Source organism: Micromonospora sp. NPDC049662, from assembly GCF_040675055.1.
Classification (GTDB): domain Bacteria; phylum Actinomycetota; class Actinomycetes; order Mycobacteriales; family Micromonosporaceae; genus Micromonospora.
This window is the reverse complement of the sequence record NZ_JBFAOC010000004.1, coordinates 175,013-197,356: the sequence shown is the minus strand read 5'-3', so window position 1 is coordinate 197,356 and position 22,344 is coordinate 175,013. Positions and strand designations below refer to the sequence as shown.

The window sequence follows — 22,344 nt, the reverse complement described above, 5'->3', positions numbered from 1 at the left end:
ACCAGGATACCCGGTCCGGACGATCATGCCCGGGGTGGTCGGGCCAGTGCCCCGGACATGCCGACGGGGGCCCGCCACCCAACCGTCACTGGTCGGTGGCGAGCCCCCGTCAACGAGGCCGCGGAGCGTCCCGTCCGCATTCCTTGGGTGGGACCTGGGGAGGAACGACCACACCGATGAGGTTGGACCGGAGACGCCCCGCGGAGCTTTATCGTGTTGTTATCTGACGATACAACGGGTGTCGTCCCGTGTAGGGCGAAAAGGCAGAAATTTCCGAGATTGTGGATCCGGGCCGATCTGGCACTACGACGGGTCTCCCCCCGCGACGCCGGGCCGCGCCGCAGGGGTGACCTCGCTGTCGGGCCGACGAACACCCGCTGGCCGTACCCGGGCACCTCGTCGCGCCCAGCCCCGGGCCCCGCTCGTCGGATCCCATCCCCTCAACGATCGTCCGACGGCCGGAGTGACGACATCGCGCCGACCGTCAGCACACCCGCCGTGGTCCCGACGTAGGCTCGCTGCCATGCGTATCGGAGCCCACGTCGATTCGACCGACCCGCTGGCGGAGGCAGCAGCACGGTCCGCCGACACCGTGCAGTTCTTCCTCTCCGACCCGCAGGGATGGAAGGCACCCAAGCCTCGGGAGGACGCCGAGCGGCTGCGGGCCACCGACGTCGACCTCTACGTGCACGCGCCGTACGTCATCAACGTGGCGACCCTCAACAACCGCATCCGGATCCCCAGTCGCAAGCTGCTGCTCGGGCACGCGACCGCGGCGGCCGAGATCGCCGCCAAGGGCCTGATCGTCCACGGTGGGCACGTCAACGCCGGAGACGACCTGGCGGTCGGCTTCGACAACTGGCGCAAGACCTTCGCGTACGCGGCCGACTCCGGCGGGTTCGGCGTGCCGGTCCTCATCGAGAACACGGCCGGCGGCGACAACGCGTGCGCCCGCCGGCTGGACGCGCTGGCCCGGCTCTGGGACGCGGTCGGCGACTACGAGGTCGGCTTCTGCCTGGACACCTGCCACGCGTACGCCGGAGGTGAGGAGCTCCTCGGCCTCGTCGACCGGGTCAAGGCGATCACCGGCCGGATCGACCTGGTGCACGCCAACAACTCCAAGGGCGCGTTCAACTCGGGGCAGGACCGGCACGACAACCTCGACGGCGGGACGATCGACCCGGAGCTGGTGGTGGCGGTGATCCGCGCCGCCGGGGCGCCGGTGGTCGTCGAGACCCCGGGCGGCGTCGAGGGCCAGGCCGCCGACATCGACTTCCTGCGCCAGCAGCTCCCGACGGAGCGCCCGGCAGCATGACGACCGGCCAGCCCAAGCCGGGGAAGGCTCGGCCCGCGTCCACCGGCGACCAACCCATCCGACCGGCCGCGCCGCCCACCGGTGACACCCCGGCCGCCTCGCCCGGAACCACCACGAACGGCGCGACCCGCGACGACCCGGCGCAGGGGAAGGCTCGCACGAGCGCCAGCACGGCCGCGAAAAGCGCCGCCGACGAGCAGGCCGCGAACACCGCCGGCACGGCCGCGACGGGCACCCCCGGCAGGAACGGTCGCGCCAGGGGCGGCGCGGAGAAGGCCGACAAGGCCACGACCGTCGGTACGACCAGCGACGGCGAGAAGAAGGCCGACCGGGCCACGAGCGTCGGTACGACCAGCGACAGCGAGAAGAAGGCCGACGACGCCAGGGACGCCACCGCCAAGGACGACGAGTCGACCGACGAGGCCAAGCCGGTCGACCCCGACCGCTGGGAGGCGTTCGCCTCGGCACCGGAGCCCCGGCCCAGCTGGCTCACCCGGGCCGCCCGCCCGGTGGGCCGCTCCCTGGTCCACGAGTGGACCCTGGCGGCCCTCGCCTCGTTGGCGCTGGCCGTGCTGATGACCTGGCCGACACTGCGCTACCCGCGCTACACCCTGCCGCAGGACACCTGGGACCCGAGCCTCCAGGCGTGGCAGATGGCCTGGTCCGGCCACATCCTGCTGGCCGACCCGGCCCGCCTGTGGCAGTCGAACACGTTCTTCCCGGAGCTGTGGAGCTTCGCGTTCTCCGACACGCTGCTCGGCTACGCCCCGGCCGGGATGCTCGGCAGCGGCCCCGAGGACGCGGTGCTGCGCTACAACATCATGTTCGTGCTGGCGCACGCGCTCGCCACGCTCGGGGCGTACGCCCTGGCCCGGCAGCTCGGGGCCGGCCGGATCGGCGCCGCCGTCGCCGGGGTCGGCTACGCCTACGCGCCGTGGCTGCTCGCCCAGGCCGGGCACCTGCACGTGCTCTCCAACGGTGGCATCCCGCTGGCCCTCGCGATGCTCGCGCGGGGGCACGGCTGGTCGCTGCGCCACGGCTACCGGCCCGAACGACGGCACGACGGCTGGGTGTACGGCGGTTGGCTGGTGGCGGCCTGGCAGATCAGCCTCGGCTTCGGCATCGGCCTGCCGTTCGCGTACTTCCTGGCCGCCGCCGCGCTGGTCGCCGCCGTGCTGTTCGGAGTGAAGTGGCTGCGGTCCGGTCGTACCCTGCCGTTCGGCCGCCGGCTGCTCGTGGCCGACCTGGTCGGCGGGTTGTTCTTCGCCGGGGTGGGGGCGCTGATGGCGTTCCCGTACTTCCAGGTGACCGAGCTGCACCCGTACGCCGAGCGGACCGTCGACGACATCTCCATCTTCTCGCCCCCCGCGTCCGGCTTCGTGACCGCGCCCGCGGAGTCGCGGATCTGGGGTGGGTTGCACGAGGGTGCCCGCGCGGCGCTGCCGTTCCATGCGGAGATGACACTGCTGCCGGGTTTCGTGCTCTACGCGCTGGCGTTCGGCGGGCTGTTCTTCTCGGTCTGGCGGCTGCGACACCGCCTGTTCCTGCTCGGCGGTGTGCTGGTCACGATGGTGTTCGCGATGGGCACCCGCTTCTTCGACGGCACCTTCACCTACGTGCCGCTGTTCGAGCACGCGCCGGGCTGGAACGCGCTGCGTACCCCCGGGCGGTTGATGCTCTGGATCACGTTGCTGCTCGCGCTGCTCGCGGCCGGCGCGGTCACCGCCCTCACCGACCGGGTCCGTGAGCTGGCCGCGCAGCGGGTGCCGTCCTGGCCCGGCCCGTGGCTGCGGATCGCCACGCTGTTGCCGCTGCTGCTGGTCACCGTCGAAGGGTTGAACGCCACCCCGCATCCGGTGGTGCCGAGGCAGCCCGCCGCGATGCGCTCGGCGGAGGGTCCGCTGCTCGTGCTCCCCAGCGACCAGGGCATCGACCAGCACGTCATGCTCTGGTCGACGAGTGGGTTCCCGGACGTGGCGAACGGCGGCAGCGGCTTCACGCCCCGGCAGCTCGACGAACTCCGCCGGGCCAGCCAGTCGTTCCCCGACCAGACCAGCGTCAACTACCTGCGGACGTACGGCGTGCGGACGGTGGTGCTGCTACGCGACGAGGTGCCCGGCACGCCATGGGAGATCACCATCGACGCGCCGGTCGAGTCGCTCGGCATCACCCGCCAGGAGGTCGGCGACGCCGTGGTGTATCGGCTCTGATGCGCTCGCCCTCTGGGGCGGTTTGCGGGGGAGCCCGCCCGGCTCCGGGCGGTCAGGCTTGATCCCTGCGCCGGGCGGGCTCCCCCGCAAACCTGACGTGGGTTCGGCGCGTCAGGTCCTGGGGATCAGGTCGTGGTGGCGGTGGCGGCGGCGGTTTCGGGCTCCGGGTCGGGATTGGTCGCGGGGCGGCGCCAGCGGTCCAGCCAGGGGGCGTCCGGTGCGCCGTCCAGTACGCCGCCGTCCGGGTCGTCGGCGTAGGTGGCGCGTACCGCGTCCTGCTCCGGGTGCAGGATCTCCCGCACGACAAGCACGCACAGGGTCACCACGGTCGCCAGCCGCAGCGTCGAGGCCAGCACGAACACCCCTTCGGGGAAGACGGGACGGCTGGTCGCCGCGCCCAGCAGCTCACCGTAGAAGGCCACGAAGTAGCAGACCTCGGCGAGTTGCCAGGCCAGGAAGGCACCCCACTTCGGCCGGGCCAGCACCACCAGCGGCAGCATCCAGAGCACGAACTGCTGGGACCAGACCTTGCTGAAGATGAGGAACGCGGCGACCACCAGGAAGGCGAGCTGGGCGAGCCGCGGCCGGCGCGGGGCCCGCAGCGCCAGCACCGCCACGCCGATGCAGGCCAGCCCGAACAGGGCGTACGAGATGGTGTTGAGGGTCGGGATGTTGGTGTTCAACCATTCGAACGGGCCCTGCTCGCCGGGGTCGTTGCCGACCTTGCCGTCGAGGTAGCGCCCGATGTACCAGAGCGTGCCCCAGTCGATCGGCCGAGTGGTGTTCAGCTCGAAGAACCGACCCCAGTTGTCCGGGTTGGCGCGGTAGGCCGGCAGGTTCACCAGCACCACGGCCACCACCGCCGCGCCGAGCGCGGTGAGCGCGGCGCGGAGCCGGTTGGCCCGCAGCGCCAGGACGAGGATCGGCCCCAGCAGGAACAGCGGCCAGAGTTTCGCCGCGCCGGCCAACCCGAGCAGCACGCCGGCCACCACCGGTTGTCGCCGGGCCCAGGCCAACAGACCGAACGCCGCCAACCCGATGGCGAGCAGGTCCCAGTTGACGGTGGCGGTGAGCAGCAACGCCGGGGCGAGCGCGAACAGGGCGGCGTCCCAGGGTCGTCGTCGGCGCAACGCGAGGATCACCGCGACGGTGGCCACGGCGAGCGCGCCCAGCACGAGCGCGTTCAGGTTGTAGAACCACTGACCCTGGTTGATGCTCGGGTCCCCCTTGCCGATCGCGTGCACCGGCAGACCGAGGGCGCCCATGAAGTAGCCGGTGAGCACCGGGTACTCCACCGGGTGATCCCGGTAGGGCACCTTGCCCTCGTTGAGGCCCTCGGCGTAGTAGAGGGCGAGGACGTCCGTGTAGCAGAACCGGTTGTACTGGACGTTGTTCTGCCACGCGCCGTCCTGACACGGGGACTTCTGCACCCAGTGCAGCGCGAGCGTGAGGCAGGCCAGCGCCAGGACGATCCGGACTGCGGTCCAGAATCGTCGTTCCTGCCCGGCCGGCCGGTCCAGTGCCGTCGCGTGGTCGCCCAGCGGTCCGCCGATGGCGCCGGACAGGCCGCGAACGAACCCGTCGGAGCGGGACGGGTGGTCGGTGGTTCCGGCGTCGTCGATGCCGGGCGTCGACTGGGTGCTCATAGAGAGGCATCCTGCCGTACTCGCAGCGGTGCGTCATGTACTCGTGTACCCGTCGAGGTCACAACCCGCACCGTCGACAAGCGACAAGTGCCCGGTGCCACTACGTCAACCGCCGGCCGGACAGGTCGTCCGGCCGGCGGCGGCGGGTGCGCTGTGGCTCTTGTTCCAGGGTGCTCAGTGGCAGGTCGGGTGGCGGTTAACCGTTCGGACCGCCGGGACCACCGGGACCACCCGGCCCACCCGGGTTGTTCCCGCCGGGGTTGCCGTCGTTGCGGGGGCAGAACGGATTGGTCAGCGGGTCACACGGCTGCCCCGGCTGGCCGGGCTGACCCGGGGGCGGCGGCGGTGGCGCGGCCGGCTCCTTGCCGTTGCCCTTGGTGATGTCGCCCTCACCGGTGACGGTGGGCAGGGGGATCTCCTCCTGACCCTTGAGGGCGGTGTTCATGTACTTCTCCCAGATCGGGCCGGGAAGGGTCGAACCGCCGATGGGCTTACCGCTCGCGAGACGGATCTCGGGCTTCTTGATGTCCCGACTGCCCACCCAGACGGCCGTGGCGATCTGCGGGGTGTAGCCGACCGTCCAGGCGTGCGCGTTGTCCTTGCTGTTGTACTCCCAGGTGCCCGTCTTGGCGGCGGCCTGGCGACCGCCTTCCAACGAGAGATTGTTGGGCGCGGGAATCTGCTTCAGGACCGCGGTGACCTCGTCGGTGACCTTCTTGTCGATCCGCTGCTCGGGCTTGATGCGCTCGCTGCCGACGACCTTCCACTTACCGTTGCTCTTGTCCTGCTGCTCCACCTTGATGACGAAGTGCGCCTTGATGTACTTGCCGTCATTGGCGAACGTCGCCATCGCGTTCGCGTGGTCGAACACGGTGAGCGGGTACTTGCCGAAACCGGTGTAGTTGTCGAACGGGTTCGGCCCCTTCTTCGACAGGTCGAACGCCTGCGGCGGGTCGACTCCCCACATGGTGGTCACGCCGGCCTTGTGCGCCATGTCGACCACCTTCTCGGCGCCGATCTCCTTGGTGACCCAGTAGAACGGCACGTTGTACGACTGGATCGTCGACTCTTCGAGGGTGCAGTACTTGCCGCACTTGAGATTGGTCCGGCCGGCGTTACCGATCGCGACCTTGGAACCCTCGGGCTTGTACGGCGTGGGGTCCCAGTGCGACTTCACCGAGATGCCCGCCTCGATCGCGGCGGCCAGGGTGTAGACCTTCATCGACGAGCCCGGAGCGTGACCACCGGCCAGGTCGCCGTTCTTGTCGGTGTTCTTGCCGGCGTAGTCGAAGTCGGCGCCACTGTCACCGCCGTAGTAGGCGAGCACCCGGCCCTTCTTCGGGTCGATCGAGACCACCGCCGCCATCAGGTTCTTGGGCTGGTCGTTGAGCTCCGAGCCCTTCTTCGACTGCATGGCGACGTTCTCGGCGGCCGTCTGGAGCTTCGGGTCGATGGTCGTGGTGATCCGGTAGCCGCCGTCGCGCAGCGCGTCGACACAGCTCGTCTTACCCTCCGCGCCGCTGTCGGAGCAGAGGCCCATCGCGTCCATCTCCTGACGGACGTAGTTGATGACGTTGCCCCGGGGGCTGTCGACGCCGAAGCCGTTGCCGCCCTTCTTCGGTGGCAGCACCTTCGGGTACGCGATCGGGGCGGCGGGGTCCAGCCACTTCTCCTTCTTCATCCCGTCGATCACGTAGTCCCACCGGGTCTTCGCGTCGGTCGGGTTGACCGCCGGGTCGTAACCCTTGTGGGTGTCGGTCGCCACCGGCTGCTTGATCAGCGCCGCCAGGACCGCGCCCTCGGCGGGCGTGAGCTTGATCGCCGGCTTGCCGAAGTACGTCTGTGCCGCCGCCTCGATGCCGTACGCGCCACGCCCGAAGTAGATGACGTTGAGGTAGTGCTGCATGATCTCCGGCTTGCTGTACGCGTCGTTCAGCTTGGAGGCGAGGATGGCCTCCTTGACCTTGCGGCCGTACGTGTCGTCCTGGAGATTCTCGAACGCGTTGCGGGCGTACTGCTGGGTGATCGTCGACGCGCCCTGCTTGTCACCGTTGGAGACGTTGTTCCAGGCGGCACGGACGATGCCCTTGTAGTCGACGCCGGAGTGCCGGTAGAAGTTCCGGTCCTCGGCTGCGGCCACCGCGTGCTGCACGTGCTCCGGAATCTGGTCGATGGTGACGAAGGTGCGGTTCTCGCTGCCCAGCCTGGCCAGTGTGGTCTTGCCGTCCTTGGCGTACACCGTGGTGGACAGCGGCAGCGGCAGTTCCTCGGGCATGACCACGTTTGTCGAGTAGTAGGTGAACCCGACCACGCCGGCACCGGCGAGCATGATGAAGACGGCGAACCCGGCGATCAGCAGGTTCATCCGCTTGCGCTTCTTGGCCCGCGCCGCCGCGGCGGGGTCACCCGCGCCGCGACCGCCCCGGCCACCGCGACCGGGCCCGTTCGGTCCGCCCGGGCCATTCGGACCGCCGGGACCACCCGGCCCGCCGGAGACCGGCGAGACGCTCGCCCGGGCGACCGCGGCACGGCCACCCACCGACGCGGAGCCGACACTGGCCCGGCCCGCCGAGGCGGCGCCGACGGCGGCGGTGCCCACCCGGGCCCGACCGGCGGGCGCTCCCGGCGCAGGGGACACCGGGACGGAGGCCCGTCCGGCGCCGGCGCGACCCGCGGCCGCACCCGGTGCCGGCGACACCGGCACCGAGGCCCGACCGCTGCGGCCGGGCGTGGCCGAGCCCACCGACGCGGATCCGGCGGCAGCGCCGGGGGGCGGCACGGAGGCCGAGCCACCGACCGACGCGCGACCGCCGGCGGCTCTCGGTGTCACCGAGGCCCGGCCGGGGGGCGCCGCGGGCTCCGCGGAGGACCAACCGCCCGCGCGGGAGTCACCGCCGGGTCTGCGGTACGCGTCGTCCGCGCCCGGTCCGGGGTCACCGTCCGGGCCCGGGTACTGGGCCCGACCGCGCGCGGAGCTGGGATCGCCGTACGAGTTCATTCTTCACACCCTGCCGGTCGCGGTGGGGCGCGACAGCGCCGCCACCGGGTTGCCGTGAGTTGCTTCACCCGGACCGCCGGCACGAGGGTGCCGGTTCGCCAGGGTCATTGCCGAATCAATCGGGCTAATCGGACCAACGAGTGGTCGGCCGTCCCGGGTCATGTCCCCAGCCCCGGAGCCGGTCCAACCCGCTGAGATCACCGTTGCGCCTCTCGCCTCCGCCGACCCACGCCTTCGGTGGCCGCGGCGTCCTGCCCGTCAGCGCCAACACCGTCGCCGTCGCCGGTGAGACCGTCCCGGCCGAGCAGGTACTGCTCGACGAGATGGTTCCAGTCACAGCCGAGGCACACCTCCACCACGAAGACCTGGAACTCACGTAGCGTCATCGCCAGTACGGGCAGCTCGGCGAGCGTCCGGGCCTGTCCGGCGGACTGCTTGAGTTCGTCCCCGTAAATGTAGTGGACCAGGGTCAGATTCTCGCTGCGACAGATGGGGCAGCGCAGGTCGGTCGGCTCACCGTGGAAGCGTGCAGCGTTCTTCAGGTACGGCGACGCGTCACACACGTCGTACGTACCGATGCGGCTGGCCATCAGCTCACGCAGCACTGCTCGCTTCTGAAGCGAGTAGTCGACGATCTGGCGCTGCGTACGCATGCGGTGAAGGGTACGCGGTCCGGCCCGACGAGGCGACCACGGTCACGATGCGTGACGGAAGCACCCCGGAACGGGGGTTTGCCCTGGCCGGCGGCAGCCGCTAACGTGCGATGTATCGGTCCGATACATCGCGGCGGTTACCGCTCCGCGCCGGAGGGTAAAGGGAGGGTGGCTCGTGCTCGAATTCGCCATCCTCGGCCTCCTGCAGGAGTCTCCGATGCACGGCTATGAGCTGCGCAAGGAGTTGACCGCCAAACTCGGCGCGATCCGGGCGGCGATCAGCTACGGCTCGCTCTACCCGACCCTGCGCAGGTTGCAGGCGGCGGGCTGGATCACCGAAGCCGCCGAGACACCCGCCACCGCCGAGGAGGTTCCCGCGCTGACCAGCCGACGAGGTCGGGTGGTCTACAAAATCACCGCGGAGGGCAAGGAACGCTTCGCCCAGCTCATCGCACAGGCCGGGCCCGAGACGTACGACGACACGGGTTTCGGTGTGCACTTCGCGTTCTTCGCCCGGACCGACCAGGCGACCCGCCTGCGCATTCTGGAGGGTCGCCGCCGCAAGATCGAGGAACGTCGTGAAGGCCTTCGCGACGTGCTGGGCCGGGCGGCCGAGCGCCTCGACGCTTACACCTTGGAACTGCAGCGCCACGGCCTGGACGCCTGTGAGCGTGAGGTCCGCTGGCTGGAGGAGCTCATTGCCAACGAGCGCTCCGGCCGAGCCCCGACGGTCCCCCACCTGGGGACAGCCGGTGGCCGACGAGAAGACAACAGCCCGCCTCCGCCTGGAGAGACCAGGAAAGAGCGGCCGTGACAGAAAAGAAGGAGGCAGACGCTATGGGCTCCGTCCGCGTCGCCATCGTCGGTGTGGGTAACTGCGCCTCGTCCCTGGTTCAGGGCGTCGAGTACTACCGCAACGCCGACCCGAACGACCGCGTCCCGGGTCTCATGCACGTCACCTTCGGCGACTACCACGTCTCTGACGTTGAGTTCGTCGCGGCGTTCGACGTCGACGCCAAGAAGGTGGGCATGGACCTCGCGGAGGCGATCGTCGCCAGCGAGAACAACACCATCAAGCTCTGCGACGTGCCGCCGACCGGCGTGTCCGTGCAGCGCGGCCCGACCTTCGACGGTCTGGGCCAGTACTACCGCGAGATCGTCGAGGAGTCCGACGCCACCCCGGTCGACGTGGCCCAGGCGCTGCGCGACGCGCAGGTCGACGTCGTCGTCTCCTACCTGCCGGTCGGCTCCGAGCAGGCCGACAAGTTCTACGCCCAGGCCGCGATCGACGCCGGTTGCGCGTTCGTCAACGCCCTGCCGGTCTTCATCGCCTCCGACCCCGAGTGGGCGCAGAAGTTCACCGATGCGGGCCTGCCGATCGTCGGCGACGACATCAAGAGCCAGGTCGGCGCCACCATCGTGCACCGCGCGCTCGCGAAGCTCTTCGAGGACCGCGGTGTCGAGCTGCTGCGCACGTACCAGCTCAACTTCGGCGGCAACATGGACTTCATGAACATGCTGGAGCGCAACCGCCTGGTCTCGAAGAAGATCTCGAAGACCCAGTCGGTGACCTCGCAGATCCCGCACGAGATGAGCAAGAGCGACGTGCACATCGGCCCGTCGGACCACGTGCCGTGGCTGGACGACCGCAAGTGGGCGTACATCCGCCTGGAGGGTCGCTCCTTCGGCGACACCCCGCTCAACGCCGAGCTGAAGCTCGAGGTGTGGGACTCGCCGAACTCGGCCGGTGTCATCATCGACGCCGTCCGGGCCGCGAAGATCGCGCTGGACCGCAAGATCGGCGGCCCGATCCTGTCGGCCTCGTCGTACTTCATGAAGTCCCCGCCGGTGCAGTACGCCGACCACGACGCCCACCAGGCCGTGGAGGAGTTCATCGCCGGCGAGGTCGAGCGCTGACCCGCTGAACCACCAGCACGGCCGAGGGTCGGGTCCGACAGGACCCGGCCCTCGCCGCGTTCGGGCACTGCCGGTGCGGCGATCGGTGGCAGCCCAGCAGCACCCTGTTCCCCCCGCGTGTCGCGTCGCTCAGCAGCCAACGATCAACGGGTCAGGACCAGGCCTGCCGCAGAGCCACGCCCGCCTCCAGCTCCAGCAACCTGACCTTGCGGGGCAGGCCGCCGCCGAAACCGACCAGCTTGCCGCCCGCGCCGACGATCCGGTGACACGGCACGATCACGGGGATCGGGTTGCGGTTGCAGGCCACCCCCACCGCCCGTGCCGCTCCGGGATCGCCGACCAGCCGCGCCACCTGGCCGTACGTCAGCGTCTCGCCGTACGGAATGCGAGTCATCTCCCGCCACACCGCCCGCTCGAACTCGGAGCCGCGCGGGGCCGACACGGGAACCGTGAACGCGGTCAACGCACCCGCGAAGTACGCCCGCAGCTCGGCCACGACCTGCCGGGACAGCGGATCGCCCGGCTCCTCGACGGCCGTGTCCACCCGACCGAAGTGGGCTCCGCACACACTCGTGCCATCGGTGGCCACGGAGAATTCCCCGATCGGCGAGTCGAGCACAGTCCAGCGCACAAACCCATTGTCCCCCGCGACGAGGCAAAGTTCCGCTGCCGCTCGGCGTCTGAACTACGGAGGTGGGCGGTGGCGGAGGTCGACGGGGAATTCACCACGTTCGTTGAGGAGCGGGGTGCCGCCCTGCTGCGCGTCGCGTACGCGCTGGCCGGGAACCAGCACGCGGCGGAGGACCTGCTGCAGAACGCGCTGGCGAAGGCGTACGCCCGCTGGCCGCGGATCAGGGGCGATGCCGAGCCGTACGTCAAACGCATCCTCTACCACGATCAGGTGTCCGGCTGGCGACGACGAGCGCGGCGCAGTGAGGTGCCCGTGGCCCAGGTGCCGGAGCTGGCGGCAGCCGACGACGACGGCAGCGAAACGGATCTGCGCCTGCTGCTGCTGGAGGCTCTGCGGGCGCTGCCGCCACGGCAACGGGCCGTGCTGACGCTGCGCTACCTGGAGGACCTGAGCGTCGAGCAGACCGCGGCACTCCTCGGCTGCCGGGCCGGAACGGTCGCCAGCCAGAGCTCCCGGGCGCTGGCCCGGCTCCGACGCCTGGTGCCGGGGTTGGACGAGCTGACCGACCGCCCGGGGGTGACGCGATGACCACGCATCTGGACGAGATGCTCCGCCGGGCCGTCCGCGACCTCGCCAACGGCGCCGCACCCGCTCCGGGCCTCGCCGGCCAGGCGCTCAGCCGGGGTCGCCGGCTGCGCCGTCAGCGTCGACTGGTCATCAGCGCGGCGGCAATGGTCGCGATCGTCGCGACGGCTGTGCCATTCGTGCTGCTCCGACCCCGACCGGCCCCGAACCCGGCGACGCCGCCCCCGACCGTGACTCCCTCACCCTCGATCACGGCGTCGCCCTCGATCCGGCCCACCCCGGGAGCGAACTGGGCTGCCGCGCCGCTGGTGCTGCCCGGTAACTGGGTGGTGACCCGGGCACAGTTCGCCGGCGGGTCGGGCGGCGGATTCCTGCTGGACCGGAGCCGGGGCCGCTACGTCCCCACCGACCGCTACGACGGCATCTACCCGGCACCGACCGGGTCGCTGGTGGCGGTCGTCGAGGAGGACCGTCCACGCGAGGTCGGCCTCGTCGACATGGCGACCGGGAAGACCCGCTGGCACGAGGTCGGCCGTGCGCTGAACCGCCCGACCTGGTCACCGGACGGTCGCCGCCTCCTGTTCACCACCACCGCGCTGGACCACTTCGGCTTCGTCGTGGTCGAGCGGGACGGCACGAAGCGTACCCACGAGGTGTCCCGGAAGAATTACTTCTGCACCGACCAGTGCTCCTTCGTCTGGACCCGGGACGGCCGGGAGGTGGCACTGCCACAGACCGCCCAGGGCAAGCCACGGTCCGAGGCGGTCCGGCACCCCCGAAGTGGCGTGCAGATGTTCTCCGCCGACGACGGACGACCGACCCGGTCGGAGCCGCTACCTGGCGATCCCGCCGGACCGTGGGCCTGGTCGCCGGACGGGCGCCTGGTCGTCGTGCAGGGCCAACAGGAGCCGCTGCTGGTGGAGACCGTCACCGGGCGGGTCGTCAATCCGCTGCCGGTCGCCGACGCCGCCTGGGTCGAAGACGACCGACTGCTCTACCGGCAGCCGTACCAGGGTGACGTCGTGCTGGCCGACACGACGGGGCGCGAACTCGTCCGCCAGCCGCTGCCCGAACAGCTGTCCGAGTTGGAGGTGAGCATGGCGCCTCGTTGAGCCGATCGACCGTTCATCGGCGTTGCGCGGCGTCGATACCGTGCAGGTCGTGGCCACGGGGACGCTCATCTTTCTGATCATCGGTGGGGCCGGCGTCGCGGTGCTGGCGCTCGCCCTGCTCGGTAGCGGGCTGCTCCACTTCGGACACCCGGACGTGGACGGCCCGATCTCCACCGAGACGGTCGCCGGCTTCGCCGGAGCGTTCGGCTTCGGCGGAGCGATCGTGAACGAGTTGCTGGGTGCCCGTACCCCCGGGATGATCGCGGGCGCGGCGGCCGGCGGTGTGCTCGCGGCCGTGCCCACCGCGTGGCTGGCGTCGCGCTTCAGTCGGGCGGCGCGCAACATGCGCACCGACGCCACCCCCACCCGCGACGACCTGGTCGGCGCGCTCGGCCTGGTCGTCACGCCGGTACCCCTCAACGGGTACGGCGAGGTGCGGGTACGCGTCGCCGGCCAGCCGATCAAGCTCAACGCCCGCGCCGACCAGCCGATCCCGCTCGGCGCGCAGGTCTTCGTCGTGCAGGCGCTGAGTGAGACAAGCGTGCACGTCGAGACGTACTGATTCCTTCTCGTAGACAGGACCCCCCTTCATGCCCCTGTTGATAGCTGTCGTGGGCGCGGTCGTCCTCGCGCTCGTCCTGGTGTTGTTCGTGCTGTCCCGGATCAAGGTGGCCGGGCCGAATGAGGCATTCATCGTCACGGGCCGCAAGGGACGCACCACGCACACCGCCGACGGCGGCCGGTCGACCGACACCTCCGGGCAGAAGGTGGTGCTCGGCGCCTCGGTCTTCGTGCTCCCGGTGGTGCAGAAGCTCCAGTCGCTCGACCTGTCCAGCCGACGGATCGACGTCGGCATCCGGGGCGCGGTCAGCAAGCAGGGCATCCGTGCCGACCTGCACGGCGTGGCGATCGTCAAGGTCGGCGGCACCGAGGACGCGATCCGGGCGGCCGCCCAGCGGTTCCTGCACCAACAGGACGAGATCGACAATTTCACCCGGGAGGTGCTGGCGGGCGCGCTGCGTTCGATCGTCGGCCGGCTCACCGTCGAGGAGGTCATCCGGGACCGGGCGGCGTTCGCCAGCGCCGTGGCCGAGGAGGCCGAGCACTCGATGACCAACCAGGGTCTGGTGCTCGACACCTTCCAACTCCAGGACATCCTCGCCGAGGGCTCCTACCTGCAGGACCTGGGCCGCCCCGAGGCCGCCCGGGTGCTCAAGGACGCGGCCATCGCCGAGGCGCGGGCCCGGCAGCAGGCCGAGCAGGAGCGGCTGCTCGCCGAGGAGGCCATCGCCGAGGCGAACCGCAACCTGGCCCTCAAGCAGGCCGGCATCCAGGCGGAGATCGACGCGGCGAAGGCCAGGTCGGCCGCGGCCGGGCCGCTCGCCCAGGCGGAACGGGACCAGGCCATCCTCTCCGAGCAGCAGAAGGTGGCCGAGCGCAACGCCGAGCTGAAGCAGCGCCAACTGGACACCGAGGTGCGCAAGCCGGCCGACGCCGCCCGGTACAAGGTGGAGCAGGAGGCCGAGGCGGCCCGCAACGCGGCGGTGCTCAGCGCGGACGCGCAGCGCCAGGCCGTCATCGCCGCCGCGCAGGCTTCCGCCGAGCAGGCGCGGCTCACCGGTGAGGGCGAGCGGGCCCGACGGGCGGCCCTCGCCGAGGCGAACGCGATCGAGGGCGCCAAGGAGGGTGAGGCCGAGCAGCGGCGGCGCTCCGCGATCGCCGAGGCCGTCGAGCGCGAGGGTCAGGCCGAGGCGGCGGCCATCCTGGCCCGGGGTGGGGCCGAGGCCGACGCGATGGCGCGCAAGGCCGAGGCGTTCGCCGCGTACGGCGAGGCCGCGGTGCTGGACCTGCTGGTCAAGGTCCTGCCGCAGGTCGTCGAGGCGGCCAGCGCTCCAATCGGGGCGATCGACAAGATGACGGTCATCTCCACCGACGGCGCGTCGTCGCTGACGAAGTCGGTGGCCGGCAACGTGGCGCAGGGTCTGCAGCTCGGCAGCGACCTCACCGGCATCGACCTGGCTGGCCTGCTGGCCCGCCTCGGCTCGGCATCCACGAACGGAGCAACCAAGCCCACCCTCGACGCCTGAGGCGTAAGGAAGGGCCCCCTGTTATCGCCTGGCGTTGTATAGGGGGCCCTTCCTTTCGCTTTGCCGGCGCTCGGTGGGCTCGGCGCGACAGGGGCGGGGCAGGGTTAGGGGATCAGGCCTTCGGCGCGGGCCCAGCGGAGCAGCTCCGCCTCGGCGGCGTCGCGGTCCAGGGGGCCGTGCTCCAGGCGTTGTTCCTTGAGGTGCTTCCAGGCCCGCCCGACGATCGGCCCCGGAGGTACGCCGAGCAGCTCCATGATCGCGTTGCCGTCGAGGTCGGGGCGTACCCGGGCCAGATCCTCATCGGCGGCGATCCGGGCGATCCGCTCCTCCAGCGCGTCGTAGTCGGCGGCGAGCTGGGCCGCCTTGCGACGGTTGCGGGTCGTGCAGTCCGAGCGGGTCAGCTTGTGCAGCCGGGGCAGCAGGTCACCGGCGTCGGCGACGTAACGGCGCACCGCCGAGTCGGTCCACTCGCCCCGGCCGTACCCGTAGAAGCGCAGGTGCAGCGCGACCAGCGCGGTCACCTTCGCGGTGATCTCCTTGGGGTACCGCATCGCCTTCATCCGGGCCTTGGTCAGCCGGGCGCCGACCACCTCGTGGTGGTGGAAACTGACCCGGCCGTCGGACCCGACGGCCTTCGTCGCCGGTTTGCCCGCGTCGTGCATGAGGGCGGCCATCCGCAGGACGAAGTCGCAGCCCTCCTCCTCGTAGGAGACCGCGTTCTCGACCACCGTCAGCGTGTGCTCGTAGACGTCCTTGTGCTGGGCGTGCTCGTCGATCTCCAGCTTCAGCCCGGTCAGCTCCGGCAGGAACCGTTCGGCCAGACCGGTGTCGACCAGCAGACGCAGCCCGGTGATCGGGTCCGCGCCGCAGAGCAGCTTGGTGAACTCGTCACGGATCCGCTCGGCGGTGATCCGGTCCAGGTCGGCGGCCATCTCGGTCATCGCGACGTGCACGTCCGGGTGGACGGCGAAGCGCAGTTGGGCGGCGAACCGGGCGGCCCGCAGCATGCGCAGCGGGTCGTCGCCGAAGGATTCCCGCGGGGTGCTGGGGGTACGGATGACCTGCGCCGAAAGGTCGGCCAGCCCACCGTGCGGATCGGTGAAGCGGTGGTCCGGCAGGCTGACCGCCATCGCGTTGATGGTGAAGTCGCGCCGCTTCAGGTCCTCGTCGAGGCTGGTGCCGTACACCACCACCGGGTTGCGGCTGACCTGGTCGTACGACTCGGCGCGGAAGGTGGTGACCTCCAGCCGGAGGCCGTCGCGCTGGGCGCCGATGGTGCCGAACTCGCGGCCGGTCTCCCAGATCGACTCGGCCCAGCCCTTGATGATCCGCAGCGTCTCGTCGGGGTGGGCGTCGGTGCAGAAGTCGAGGTCGTCGCCGAGTCGGCCGAGCAGCGCGTCGCGTACCGAACCGCCCACCAGGTGTAGCTCGTGGCCGGCACGGACGAAACGGCGGCCCAGCTCGTCGGCGACCGGGGAGACCCGGAGCAGTTCGGCGACGGCGTTGCGCTGCGCGGCGGTGAGGTCGCGGCGGTCGGCGGCGTGGGGAGCGGAGGCTTCGGACATGGGATCGCCAGCCTATCGGGCCGGGGTGTGATCCGATCCGCCGGGCGCGGGTAACGGGTGCGGGTTGACTAAGGTCTGTGACGTGCGGGTCGGTGCCCGGCTCGACGTACCCCTGGGAGGCTGGAGATGAGCGGCGGGCTCTACCGCAGCGCGAACGCCGCGCGGGACGGTGGTGCGGGAGCCAACATCCGCCCCTCCGACGGCGCCACCTTCATCTCCGCCGAGCCGCTGAACCAGCCGGCCATGGAGTCGACCGCTCCGCCGCAGGAACAGGTGGGCGAGACGAGCGCCGCGGCCAACAGCGCGGTGATGGCGATCGGGAGCCTGGTCAGCCGGGGTACGGGCTTCCTGCGCACGCTCGCGCTGACCGCCGCGCTCGGCGGCGCGCTGGTAGGTGACGCCTACACGACCGCCCAGATCCTGCCCGGGATGGTGTACGAGTTCCTGCTCGGCGGCATCCTCACCAGTGTCCTGATCCCGGTGCTGGTCCGCCGCCGCAAGATCGACAGCGACGGCGGACAGGCGTACGCCCAGCGGTTGCTGACCCTCGCGGTGCTGGCGCTGGCCGCGGCGGCGCTGGTGGCGGTGGCCTTCGCCTCCGTGCTGACCTCGCTCTACGCGAGCAAGAAGACCGGGGCGGACTTCCGGGATCTGGTCACGGCGCTGTCGTACCTGATGTTGCCGATGATCTTCTTCACCGGTCTCAGCGCCCTGATCAGCGCGGTGCTCAACACTCGGGGGCACTTCGCCGCGCCGATGTGGGCGCCGATCCTGAACAACATCGTGGTGATCGCCACGGCGGGCCTCTACATCGCGATCTTCGGCGCGACGATCGTCAAGCCGGACGAGATGACCACCGGCCGGATCCTGCTGATCGGCGGCGGCACCCTGGTCGGTGTCGCCATCCAGGCCGCCGGACTGCTGCCGGCCCTGCGCAAGGTCGGCTTCCGCTGGAAGCTCCGATTCGACTTCCGCACCCTCGGACTGCGTGAGCTGGGCCGCCTGGGCGGCTGGATGTTCTGCTACGTCGCGGTCAGCCAGGTCGGCCTGATCGTGCTGTTCAACCTGCTGAACAGGGCGGGCAAGGAGAACGCCGCCGGTCCGCTGATCTACAACAACGTGTTCCTGCTGCTGATGATGGCGCACGGCATCATCGCCGTCTCGATCATCACGGCGTTGATGCCCCGGATGAGCGCGGCGGCCGCCGACGGCCGCTACGCCGACGTCGCCGCCGACCTGTCCCGGGGCACCCGCACGGTCTCGGCGGTGCTCGCCCCGATCGCGGTCTGCTACGCGGTGCTGGCCACCCCGCTGGCCGTGACGCTGTTCCGGTACGGCGCGTTCACCGACGAGAACGCCGCCGACACCTCACTGGTGCTGCTCCTCGCGGCCCTGGCACTGGTGCCGTTCGCGATCAGCCAGCTCTTCACCTTCGCCTTCTACGCCCTGCCGGACACCCGCACCCCGGCGCTGATCAACATTCCCGTGGTCGCGCTGCGGATCGGCGTGCAGGTGGTGCTCTACGTCGCCTTCGCCGCGCACTTCGCGGCGGCCGGGATGATGATCGGTAACGCCGTGTCCTACCTGGCGGCGGCGTTCGCCTCCGCGTGGCTGCTGCGCCCCCGGATCGGCCGGATCGGGATGGGCGCCATCCTGCGTACGCTCGGCCGGGTCCTCGTGGCCGCGTTGGGGGCCGCCCTGGTCGGCCTGCTCGTGGTGAGCCTGCTGCCCGGCGGCGACACGCCGAGCTGGATACAGGCCGTCCTTCAGCTCGTGATCGGTGGCGCCGTGATCGGCGGGACTTACCTCGGGCTCGCCATGGCGCTGCGGATCGGAGAGATCACCGAGGTTGTCGGCATGGTCCGTCGGCGTCTCGGTCGTTGAGCCACACCCACAGTCTCGGCCACACGGAACGTGACCGGCGATCACCAGCCTGGGGATGTCCCTGTGGATAACTCCGCGATTCACCGGTCAGCCGCCGGATCGGCCTGTGGATAACCAGCCGTACGGCTGAGCGTAGGCGTCCGATCGGCGGGAAACCGGCTGGTGGACGAGGGCGGCACGCCCGGCCCGGCCCCGACGTCGGTCACTTGTGGTGAAGCCGTAGATTAGCTAGTACATGTGCCAGCAACGTGGCTGACAACGGTCGTAACCGGACGACTTCCCCGATCCCCGGCACCCCGCCGGGTACGGCAAGAAGATGACATGTCGGGGAGACGGGCAACCCGGGTAAGGTCGCTCTCGACGGGTACGGCAGGCGCCGACACCGGTTGGCCGGTTCCTTCAACGGCAGAGCGGGAAGCCACATGCCCAGCAGTACGGGTCCATCGATCGACACGATCACCGAGGGAGGACGGGTGACCCAGGTCGGCGAGGGTCAGGAGGCGGACGAGAGCGCTCCTCCGATCATGACCTTCGGTGCTCCCACGGCCGGTGAGATCCTCGCCGAGCGTTACGAGCTGGTCGAGCACATCAACAACGACAGCGCGGGTCGGCTGGTCTGGCGCGGGGTCGACGTCATCCTGCGCCGCCCTGTCGCGGTGGTGCTGCGCTACCCGGGTGGCGACTCCGCCACCGAGATGCTTCAGGCGGCCGTCGCGGCCAGCCGGGTCATCCACCCCAACCTCGTCGGCGTGTACGACGCCATCGACGAGGCCGAGCGGGCGTACGTGGTCCGCGAGTGGGTGGACGGGCAGTCGCTGCGCGATCTGGCCGCCGATGGTCCGCTGGACCCGGCTCGCGCCACCGCTGTCGGCAACGCCGTCGCCAGCGCGCTGGCCGCGGTGCACGCCACCGGCATGGTGCACGGCAACGTCCACCCCGGCACCGTCATGATCAGCGATGATGGCCGCGTGGTCCTGGCCGACGCCCGCACCGACGGCGACGACAGCCAGGAGAGCGACATCCGGGCGGTCGGCGGCGTCCTCTACTTCGCGCTGACCGGTCACTGGCCGCACACCGAGGCGCCGCTGCGCGGGGCCACCGCCGGTCACGGGCGGGCCGCCATCCCCGACGCCGTCCGGGACGCCGGAGCCGCCCTCGCGGCGCCCCGCCAGGTGCGGGCCGGTGTGCCCGCGTACCTGGACGACCTGACGATGGACCTGCTCGACGCCGACATCGCGCCGCCGTCGTCCGACGTGCTGGCGGCCGAGTTGGCCCGGCTGGACGTGCCGGCCGAGGAGGAGCACTACCTCGACAACGGCGGGCCGCTGCGGTTCACCGCCGAGACCGGGGAAGAGCCGTCGCCGCTGGCCGCCGCGGGCGGTCGCAAGGTCGCCATCGGCATCGCCGGTCTGCTGGCGGTCGCGCTGGTCGGCCTGCTCATCGGCATCAGCGCGCTCGGCGGTGACGACAAGGACCCGCAGGAGACCGCCGGGGCGACGCCGAGTGCCAGCGCTCCGGCCGGCGAGGCCACCCCGGCCGCCGCCACGGTGCGCAATCTCAAGGTGCAGGACATCCGGATCATCGACCCGGACAGCGCCCCGCGGGACGAGCTCGACGGCGCCAAGAAGATGACCGATGGCGACAACGACAAGGGTTGGGAGACCGACCGCTACCCGAACGCCACGTACGGCAACCTCAAGTCCGGCATGGGTGTCTGGCTCGACCTGGGCGCCCCGCACACGGTGAAGTCGGTACAGGCCGTGCTCTCCGGTCGAGGCGCCACCGCGAAGCTGCTCGCCGGCACGACGACCTACCCGGCGACCTCCAACGGCGACAAGTCGATGGTGTCGAACTACAAGACGGAGATCGGTGTCCTCAAGGAGCACGACGGCACCACGATGACCTTCAACGGGTTCGACGCCGACCAGAAGTACCGGTACCTGCTGCTCTGGTTCACCGAGTTGCCGCCCAACGGCGACGACGGCGGCTTCAAGCTGGGAGTGCAGGAGATCACGGTCCAGGGTTCGTGAGCCGCACGGCACGCCCCGGACACCGCATCAGCCGGACGCGGTGATGGACGGGCGCGACGCGGCAACGGATCTGGAGCTGCTGCGCGCCCACGTCGCCGGCGACCGGGACGCCTTCGCGGCCCTGTTCCACCGGCACCGCGATCGGCTCTGGGCGGTGGCCCTGCGGACCCTCGGCGACCGTGAGGAGGCCGCCGACGCGCTCCAGGACGCCCTGCTGTCGGCGCACCGCGCGGCGGCCCGCTTCCGTGGTGACTCCGCCGTCACCACGTGGCTGCACCGGATCGTGGTGAACGCCTGCCTGGACCGCATCCGCCGCCGGCAGGCGCACCCCACGGTGCCGCTGCCCGACGGCAACCGGGCCGACGGGTCGGGCACCGGCGGCGTCGAGCCGGCCGCGCCCGTGCAGGACCACGACACCGCGCTCGTCGTTCGCGCGGCGCTCGCCGCGCTTCCGGTCGAGCAGCGGGCCGCCCTGGTACTGGTGGATGTGCAGGGCTACCCGGTGGCCGAGGTGGCCCGCATCCTCGGGGTCGCCGAGGGGACGGTGAAGAGCCGGTGCGCCCGGGGCCGGGCCCGGTTGGCGGTGCTGCTCGGGCACCTCCGCCCCCCGCCGACGCGCCCCGGACCGGTCGAACCGGACGTGCCCGACGTCACGACGGGGAACCCACGCCCGGCCGAGGGCGTCGGATCGGGGTCGGTTCGCATCCGGCAGGACGCCAATCAGGAGGACACGTGACGACCGAGGAGTTCCGGGAGGTCGACGCCGACCTGCTCGCTGACTACCTCGGCGGAGCGTTGGACGGCACCCCGCAGCAGGCCCGGATCGCCGAACTGGTGTCCACGGACCCGGCCTGGGCTGAGGCGTACGCGCTGCTGGCCTCCGCGGTGACGCAGGTCCGCAGCGACCTGACCCGGTGGGCCGAGCCCGCACCGGAGCTGCCGTCCGCCGTGGCCGAACGAATCGCCGCCGCGCTGGTGGCGGCGGACACCCCGCCGGCCGACGCCACACCGGTGACCGTGCCGGCGCAGGGTGGACGTCGGCCCACCACCTCGTTCCCCGCCGAGTCGGGGCGCGGCCCCACCGGCCCGGGTCGTCGGCGGCGTCGCTGGGTCCGCGCCGCCACCCCGGTGGCCGTCGCGGCCGCCGCCGTCGTCGCGGTCGGTCTGGGGCTCAGTCACCTCTCGACCAACACCGCGGACAGCGGTGCCATGGAGCGTCCGGTCAACGCGCCTCGTGACCTCGCCGCCGGCGGGACGGTCCGCACGTCCGGCCCGACCCTGCACAGCGGTACCGACTACACCCCGCAGAGCCTCGGCGGCACGCCGAGCCCGTCGTCCCCGTTGCTGGGTTCGAGCGGCAGTGGCCCCCGTGAGCAGCCCGGGGCGGACACCGGAGGTGAGCGACGACCTTCCCCCGACGGGTCGAATCAGCTCGCCCGGCTCACCACCGAGGCCGCGTTGAGCACGTGCCTGTCGTCCGTGGCGGCGGAGCACGGCTCGGGTCCACTCGCCGTCGAAATGATCGACTACGCGCGGTTCCAGGGCGAGCAGGCGCTCGTCATCCGGTTCACCGACGCGACCGGATCGCGCTGGGCCTGGGTGAGCGGCGCCGAGTGCGGCGTACCCGGGTCCGGCTCGGACAGCCGGTATTCCGCGCGGGTAGGGTGAATCCGCAGCACGATGAGCGTCCACGTGACCTGACCCACCGGTT

The 22,344-nt window shown here is 71.1% G+C and carries 18 protein-coding genes; 13 read left to right on the top strand and 5 right to left on the bottom strand.

The genetic code is table 11. The features are described from left to right. The first annotated feature begins 523 nt into the window (after window positions 1-523). Together AB0J36_RS05270 and AB0J36_RS05265 are read left to right on the top strand one after the other, a co-directional pair. Window positions 524-1,315: a deoxyribonuclease IV gene (locus AB0J36_RS05270; protein ID WP_357131363.1), complete on the top strand. Its 792-nt coding sequence runs from the start codon at window positions 524-526 to the stop codon at window positions 1,313-1,315. Further along, window positions 1,312-3,525 carry a hypothetical protein gene (locus tag AB0J36_RS05265; protein ID WP_363660123.1) on the top strand — a complete coding sequence of 738 codons (2,214 nt, stop codon included), beginning with the start codon at window positions 1,312-1,314 and terminating at the stop codon, window positions 3,523-3,525. Before AB0J36_RS05270 ends, AB0J36_RS05265 begins: the two co-directional genes overlap by 4 nt. A gap of 125 nt (window positions 3,526-3,650) precedes the next feature. On the opposite strand, the gene AB0J36_RS05260 is transcribed toward AB0J36_RS05265, so the two are convergent. Both AB0J36_RS05260 and AB0J36_RS05255 read right to left on the bottom strand, forming a co-directional pair. Then, complete coding sequence (locus tag AB0J36_RS05260; RefSeq protein WP_363660122.1) at window positions 3,651-5,171, bottom strand: glycosyltransferase 87 family protein; 1,521 nt, start codon at window positions 5,169-5,171, stop codon at window positions 3,651-3,653. A gap of 196 nt (window positions 5,172-5,367) precedes the next feature. Then, window positions 5,368-7,536, bottom strand: coding sequence for a transglycosylase domain-containing protein (locus AB0J36_RS05255; RefSeq protein WP_357171764.1), 2,169 nt, complete (start codon window positions 7,534-7,536; stop codon window positions 5,368-5,370). A 4-nt stretch (window positions 7,537-7,540) separates the two neighbouring features. Here AB0J36_RS05255 and AB0J36_RS05250 point away from each other — a divergent pair, with 4 nt between their 5' ends. After that, entirely contained in the window at window positions 7,541-8,227 is a 687-nt protein-coding gene (locus AB0J36_RS05250) for a hypothetical protein (protein ID WP_357171763.1), read from the top strand. Window positions 8,228-8,366: 139 nt separating this feature from the next. Here the strand turns inward: AB0J36_RS05250 and AB0J36_RS05245 are convergent, their stop codons facing one another. Then, a complete protein-coding gene (locus AB0J36_RS05245) occupies window positions 8,367-8,822 on the bottom strand; it encodes a DUF5318 domain-containing protein (protein WP_357131351.1) in 456 nt (151 codons plus the stop codon). A 175-nt stretch (window positions 8,823-8,997) separates the two neighbouring features. Between AB0J36_RS05245 and AB0J36_RS05240 the strand changes: the two genes are divergently transcribed. Both AB0J36_RS05240 and AB0J36_RS05235 read left to right on the top strand, forming a co-directional pair. Further along, a complete protein-coding gene (locus AB0J36_RS05240; RefSeq protein ID WP_355048596.1) occupies window positions 8,998-9,636 on the top strand; it encodes a PadR family transcriptional regulator in 639 nt (212 codons plus the stop codon). 23 nt (window positions 9,637-9,659) lie between these two features. Continuing rightward, window positions 9,660-10,739: an inositol-3-phosphate synthase gene (locus AB0J36_RS05235; protein WP_357131347.1), complete on the top strand. Its 1,080-nt coding sequence runs from the start codon at window positions 9,660-9,662 to the stop codon at window positions 10,737-10,739. 151 nt (window positions 10,740-10,890) lie between these two features. Here AB0J36_RS05235 and AB0J36_RS05230 read toward each other — a convergent pair whose 3' ends face one another. Beyond that, window positions 10,891-11,370, bottom strand: coding sequence for a methylated-DNA--[protein]-cysteine S-methyltransferase (locus AB0J36_RS05230; RefSeq protein ID WP_357392254.1), 480 nt, complete (start codon window positions 11,368-11,370; stop codon window positions 10,891-10,893). Between the two features lie 69 nt (window positions 11,371-11,439). Between AB0J36_RS05230 and AB0J36_RS05225 the strand changes: the two genes are divergently transcribed. Genes AB0J36_RS05225 through AB0J36_RS05210 form a run of 4 tightly spaced genes read left to right on the top strand, consistent with a single transcriptional unit; the run spans window position 11,440 to window position 15,154 of the window. Further along, window positions 11,440-11,958 (top strand): SigE family RNA polymerase sigma factor, encoded by a 519-nt coding sequence (locus AB0J36_RS05225; protein WP_357131341.1) that lies wholly within the window; start codon window positions 11,440-11,442, stop codon window positions 11,956-11,958. Further along, complete coding sequence (locus AB0J36_RS05220; RefSeq protein WP_357392252.1) at window positions 11,955-13,067, top strand: hypothetical protein; 1,113 nt, start codon at window positions 11,955-11,957, stop codon at window positions 13,065-13,067. Before AB0J36_RS05225 ends, AB0J36_RS05220 begins: the two co-directional genes overlap by 4 nt. A gap of 40 nt (window positions 13,068-13,107) precedes the next feature. After that, window positions 13,108-13,629, top strand: coding sequence for a hypothetical protein (locus AB0J36_RS05215; RefSeq protein ID WP_357131797.1), 522 nt, complete (start codon window positions 13,108-13,110; stop codon window positions 13,627-13,629). Window positions 13,630-13,657: 28 nt separating this feature from the next. Next, on the top strand, window positions 13,658-15,154 hold the full coding sequence (locus tag AB0J36_RS05210) for an SPFH domain-containing protein (RefSeq protein WP_357131335.1): 1,497 nt from the start codon (window positions 13,658-13,660) through the stop codon (window positions 15,152-15,154). A 104-nt stretch (window positions 15,155-15,258) separates the two neighbouring features. Here AB0J36_RS05210 and AB0J36_RS05205 read toward each other — a convergent pair whose 3' ends face one another. Then, window positions 15,259-16,719, bottom strand: coding sequence for a CCA tRNA nucleotidyltransferase (locus AB0J36_RS05205; protein ID WP_357131332.1), 1,461 nt, complete (start codon window positions 16,717-16,719; stop codon window positions 15,259-15,261). 126 nt (window positions 16,720-16,845) lie between these two features. Here AB0J36_RS05205 and murJ point away from each other — a divergent pair, with 126 nt between their 5' ends. The 4 genes from murJ (at window position 16,846) to AB0J36_RS05185 (ending at window position 22,301) form a co-directional block, all read left to right on the top strand. After that, window positions 16,846-18,603, top strand: coding sequence for a murein biosynthesis integral membrane protein MurJ (gene murJ / locus AB0J36_RS05200; RefSeq protein ID WP_357171755.1), 1,758 nt, complete (start codon window positions 16,846-16,848; stop codon window positions 18,601-18,603). Between the two features lie 422 nt (window positions 18,604-19,025). Continuing rightward, window positions 19,026-20,633 (top strand): protein kinase family protein, encoded by a 1,608-nt coding sequence (locus tag AB0J36_RS05195; protein WP_357131326.1) that lies wholly within the window; start codon window positions 19,026-19,028, stop codon window positions 20,631-20,633. 43 nt (window positions 20,634-20,676) lie between these two features. Further along, window positions 20,677-21,369, top strand: a complete 693-nt coding sequence (gene sigM, locus AB0J36_RS05190) for an RNA polymerase sigma factor SigM (protein WP_357131323.1) — start codon at window positions 20,677-20,679, stop codon at window positions 21,367-21,369. Further along, the gene (locus tag AB0J36_RS05185) at window positions 21,366-22,301 is read left to right on the top strand and encodes a hypothetical protein (protein WP_357392250.1); all 936 of its coding nucleotides are present in this window, start codon (window positions 21,366-21,368) and stop codon (window positions 22,299-22,301) included. The genes sigM and AB0J36_RS05185 overlap by 4 nt, the downstream gene beginning before the upstream one ends. The last annotated feature ends 43 nt before the right edge of the window (window positions 22,302-22,344 follow it).

What these genes read in the sequence shown, in the direction of transcription:
- AB0J36_RS05270 (WP_357131363.1), top strand. Translation starts at nt 524, where the DNA reads ATGCGTATCGGAGCCCACGTCGATTCGACCGACCCGCTGGCGGAGGCA.
- AB0J36_RS05265 (WP_363660123.1), top strand. Translation starts at nt 1,312, where the DNA reads ATGACGACCGGCCAGCCCAAGCCGGGGAAGGCTCGGCCCGCGTCCACC.
- AB0J36_RS05260 (WP_363660122.1), bottom strand. Translation starts at nt 5,171, where the DNA reads ATGAGCACCCAGTCGACGCCCGGCATCGACGACGCCGGAACCACCGAC.
- AB0J36_RS05255 (WP_357171764.1), bottom strand. Translation starts at nt 7,536, where the DNA reads ATGAACCTGCTGATCGCCGGGTTCGCCGTCTTCATCATGCTCGCCGGT.
- AB0J36_RS05245 (WP_357131351.1), bottom strand. Translation starts at nt 8,822, where the DNA reads ATGCGTACGCAGCGCCAGATCGTCGACTACTCGCTTCAGAAGCGAGCA.
- AB0J36_RS05235 (WP_357131347.1), top strand. Translation starts at nt 9,660, where the DNA reads ATGGGCTCCGTCCGCGTCGCCATCGTCGGTGTGGGTAACTGCGCCTCG.
- AB0J36_RS05220 (WP_357392252.1), top strand. Translation starts at nt 11,955, where the DNA reads ATGACCACGCATCTGGACGAGATGCTCCGCCGGGCCGTCCGCGACCTC.
- AB0J36_RS05210 (WP_357131335.1), top strand. Translation starts at nt 13,658, where the DNA reads ATGCCCCTGTTGATAGCTGTCGTGGGCGCGGTCGTCCTCGCGCTCGTC.
- AB0J36_RS05205 (WP_357131332.1), bottom strand. Translation starts at nt 16,719, where the DNA reads ATGTCCGAAGCCTCCGCTCCCCACGCCGCCGACCGCCGCGACCTCACC.
- murJ (WP_357171755.1), top strand. Translation starts at nt 16,846, where the DNA reads ATGAGCGGCGGGCTCTACCGCAGCGCGAACGCCGCGCGGGACGGTGGT.
- AB0J36_RS05195 (WP_357131326.1), top strand. Translation starts at nt 19,026, where the DNA reads ATGCCCAGCAGTACGGGTCCATCGATCGACACGATCACCGAGGGAGGA.
- sigM (WP_357131323.1), top strand. Translation starts at nt 20,677, where the DNA reads ATGGACGGGCGCGACGCGGCAACGGATCTGGAGCTGCTGCGCGCCCAC.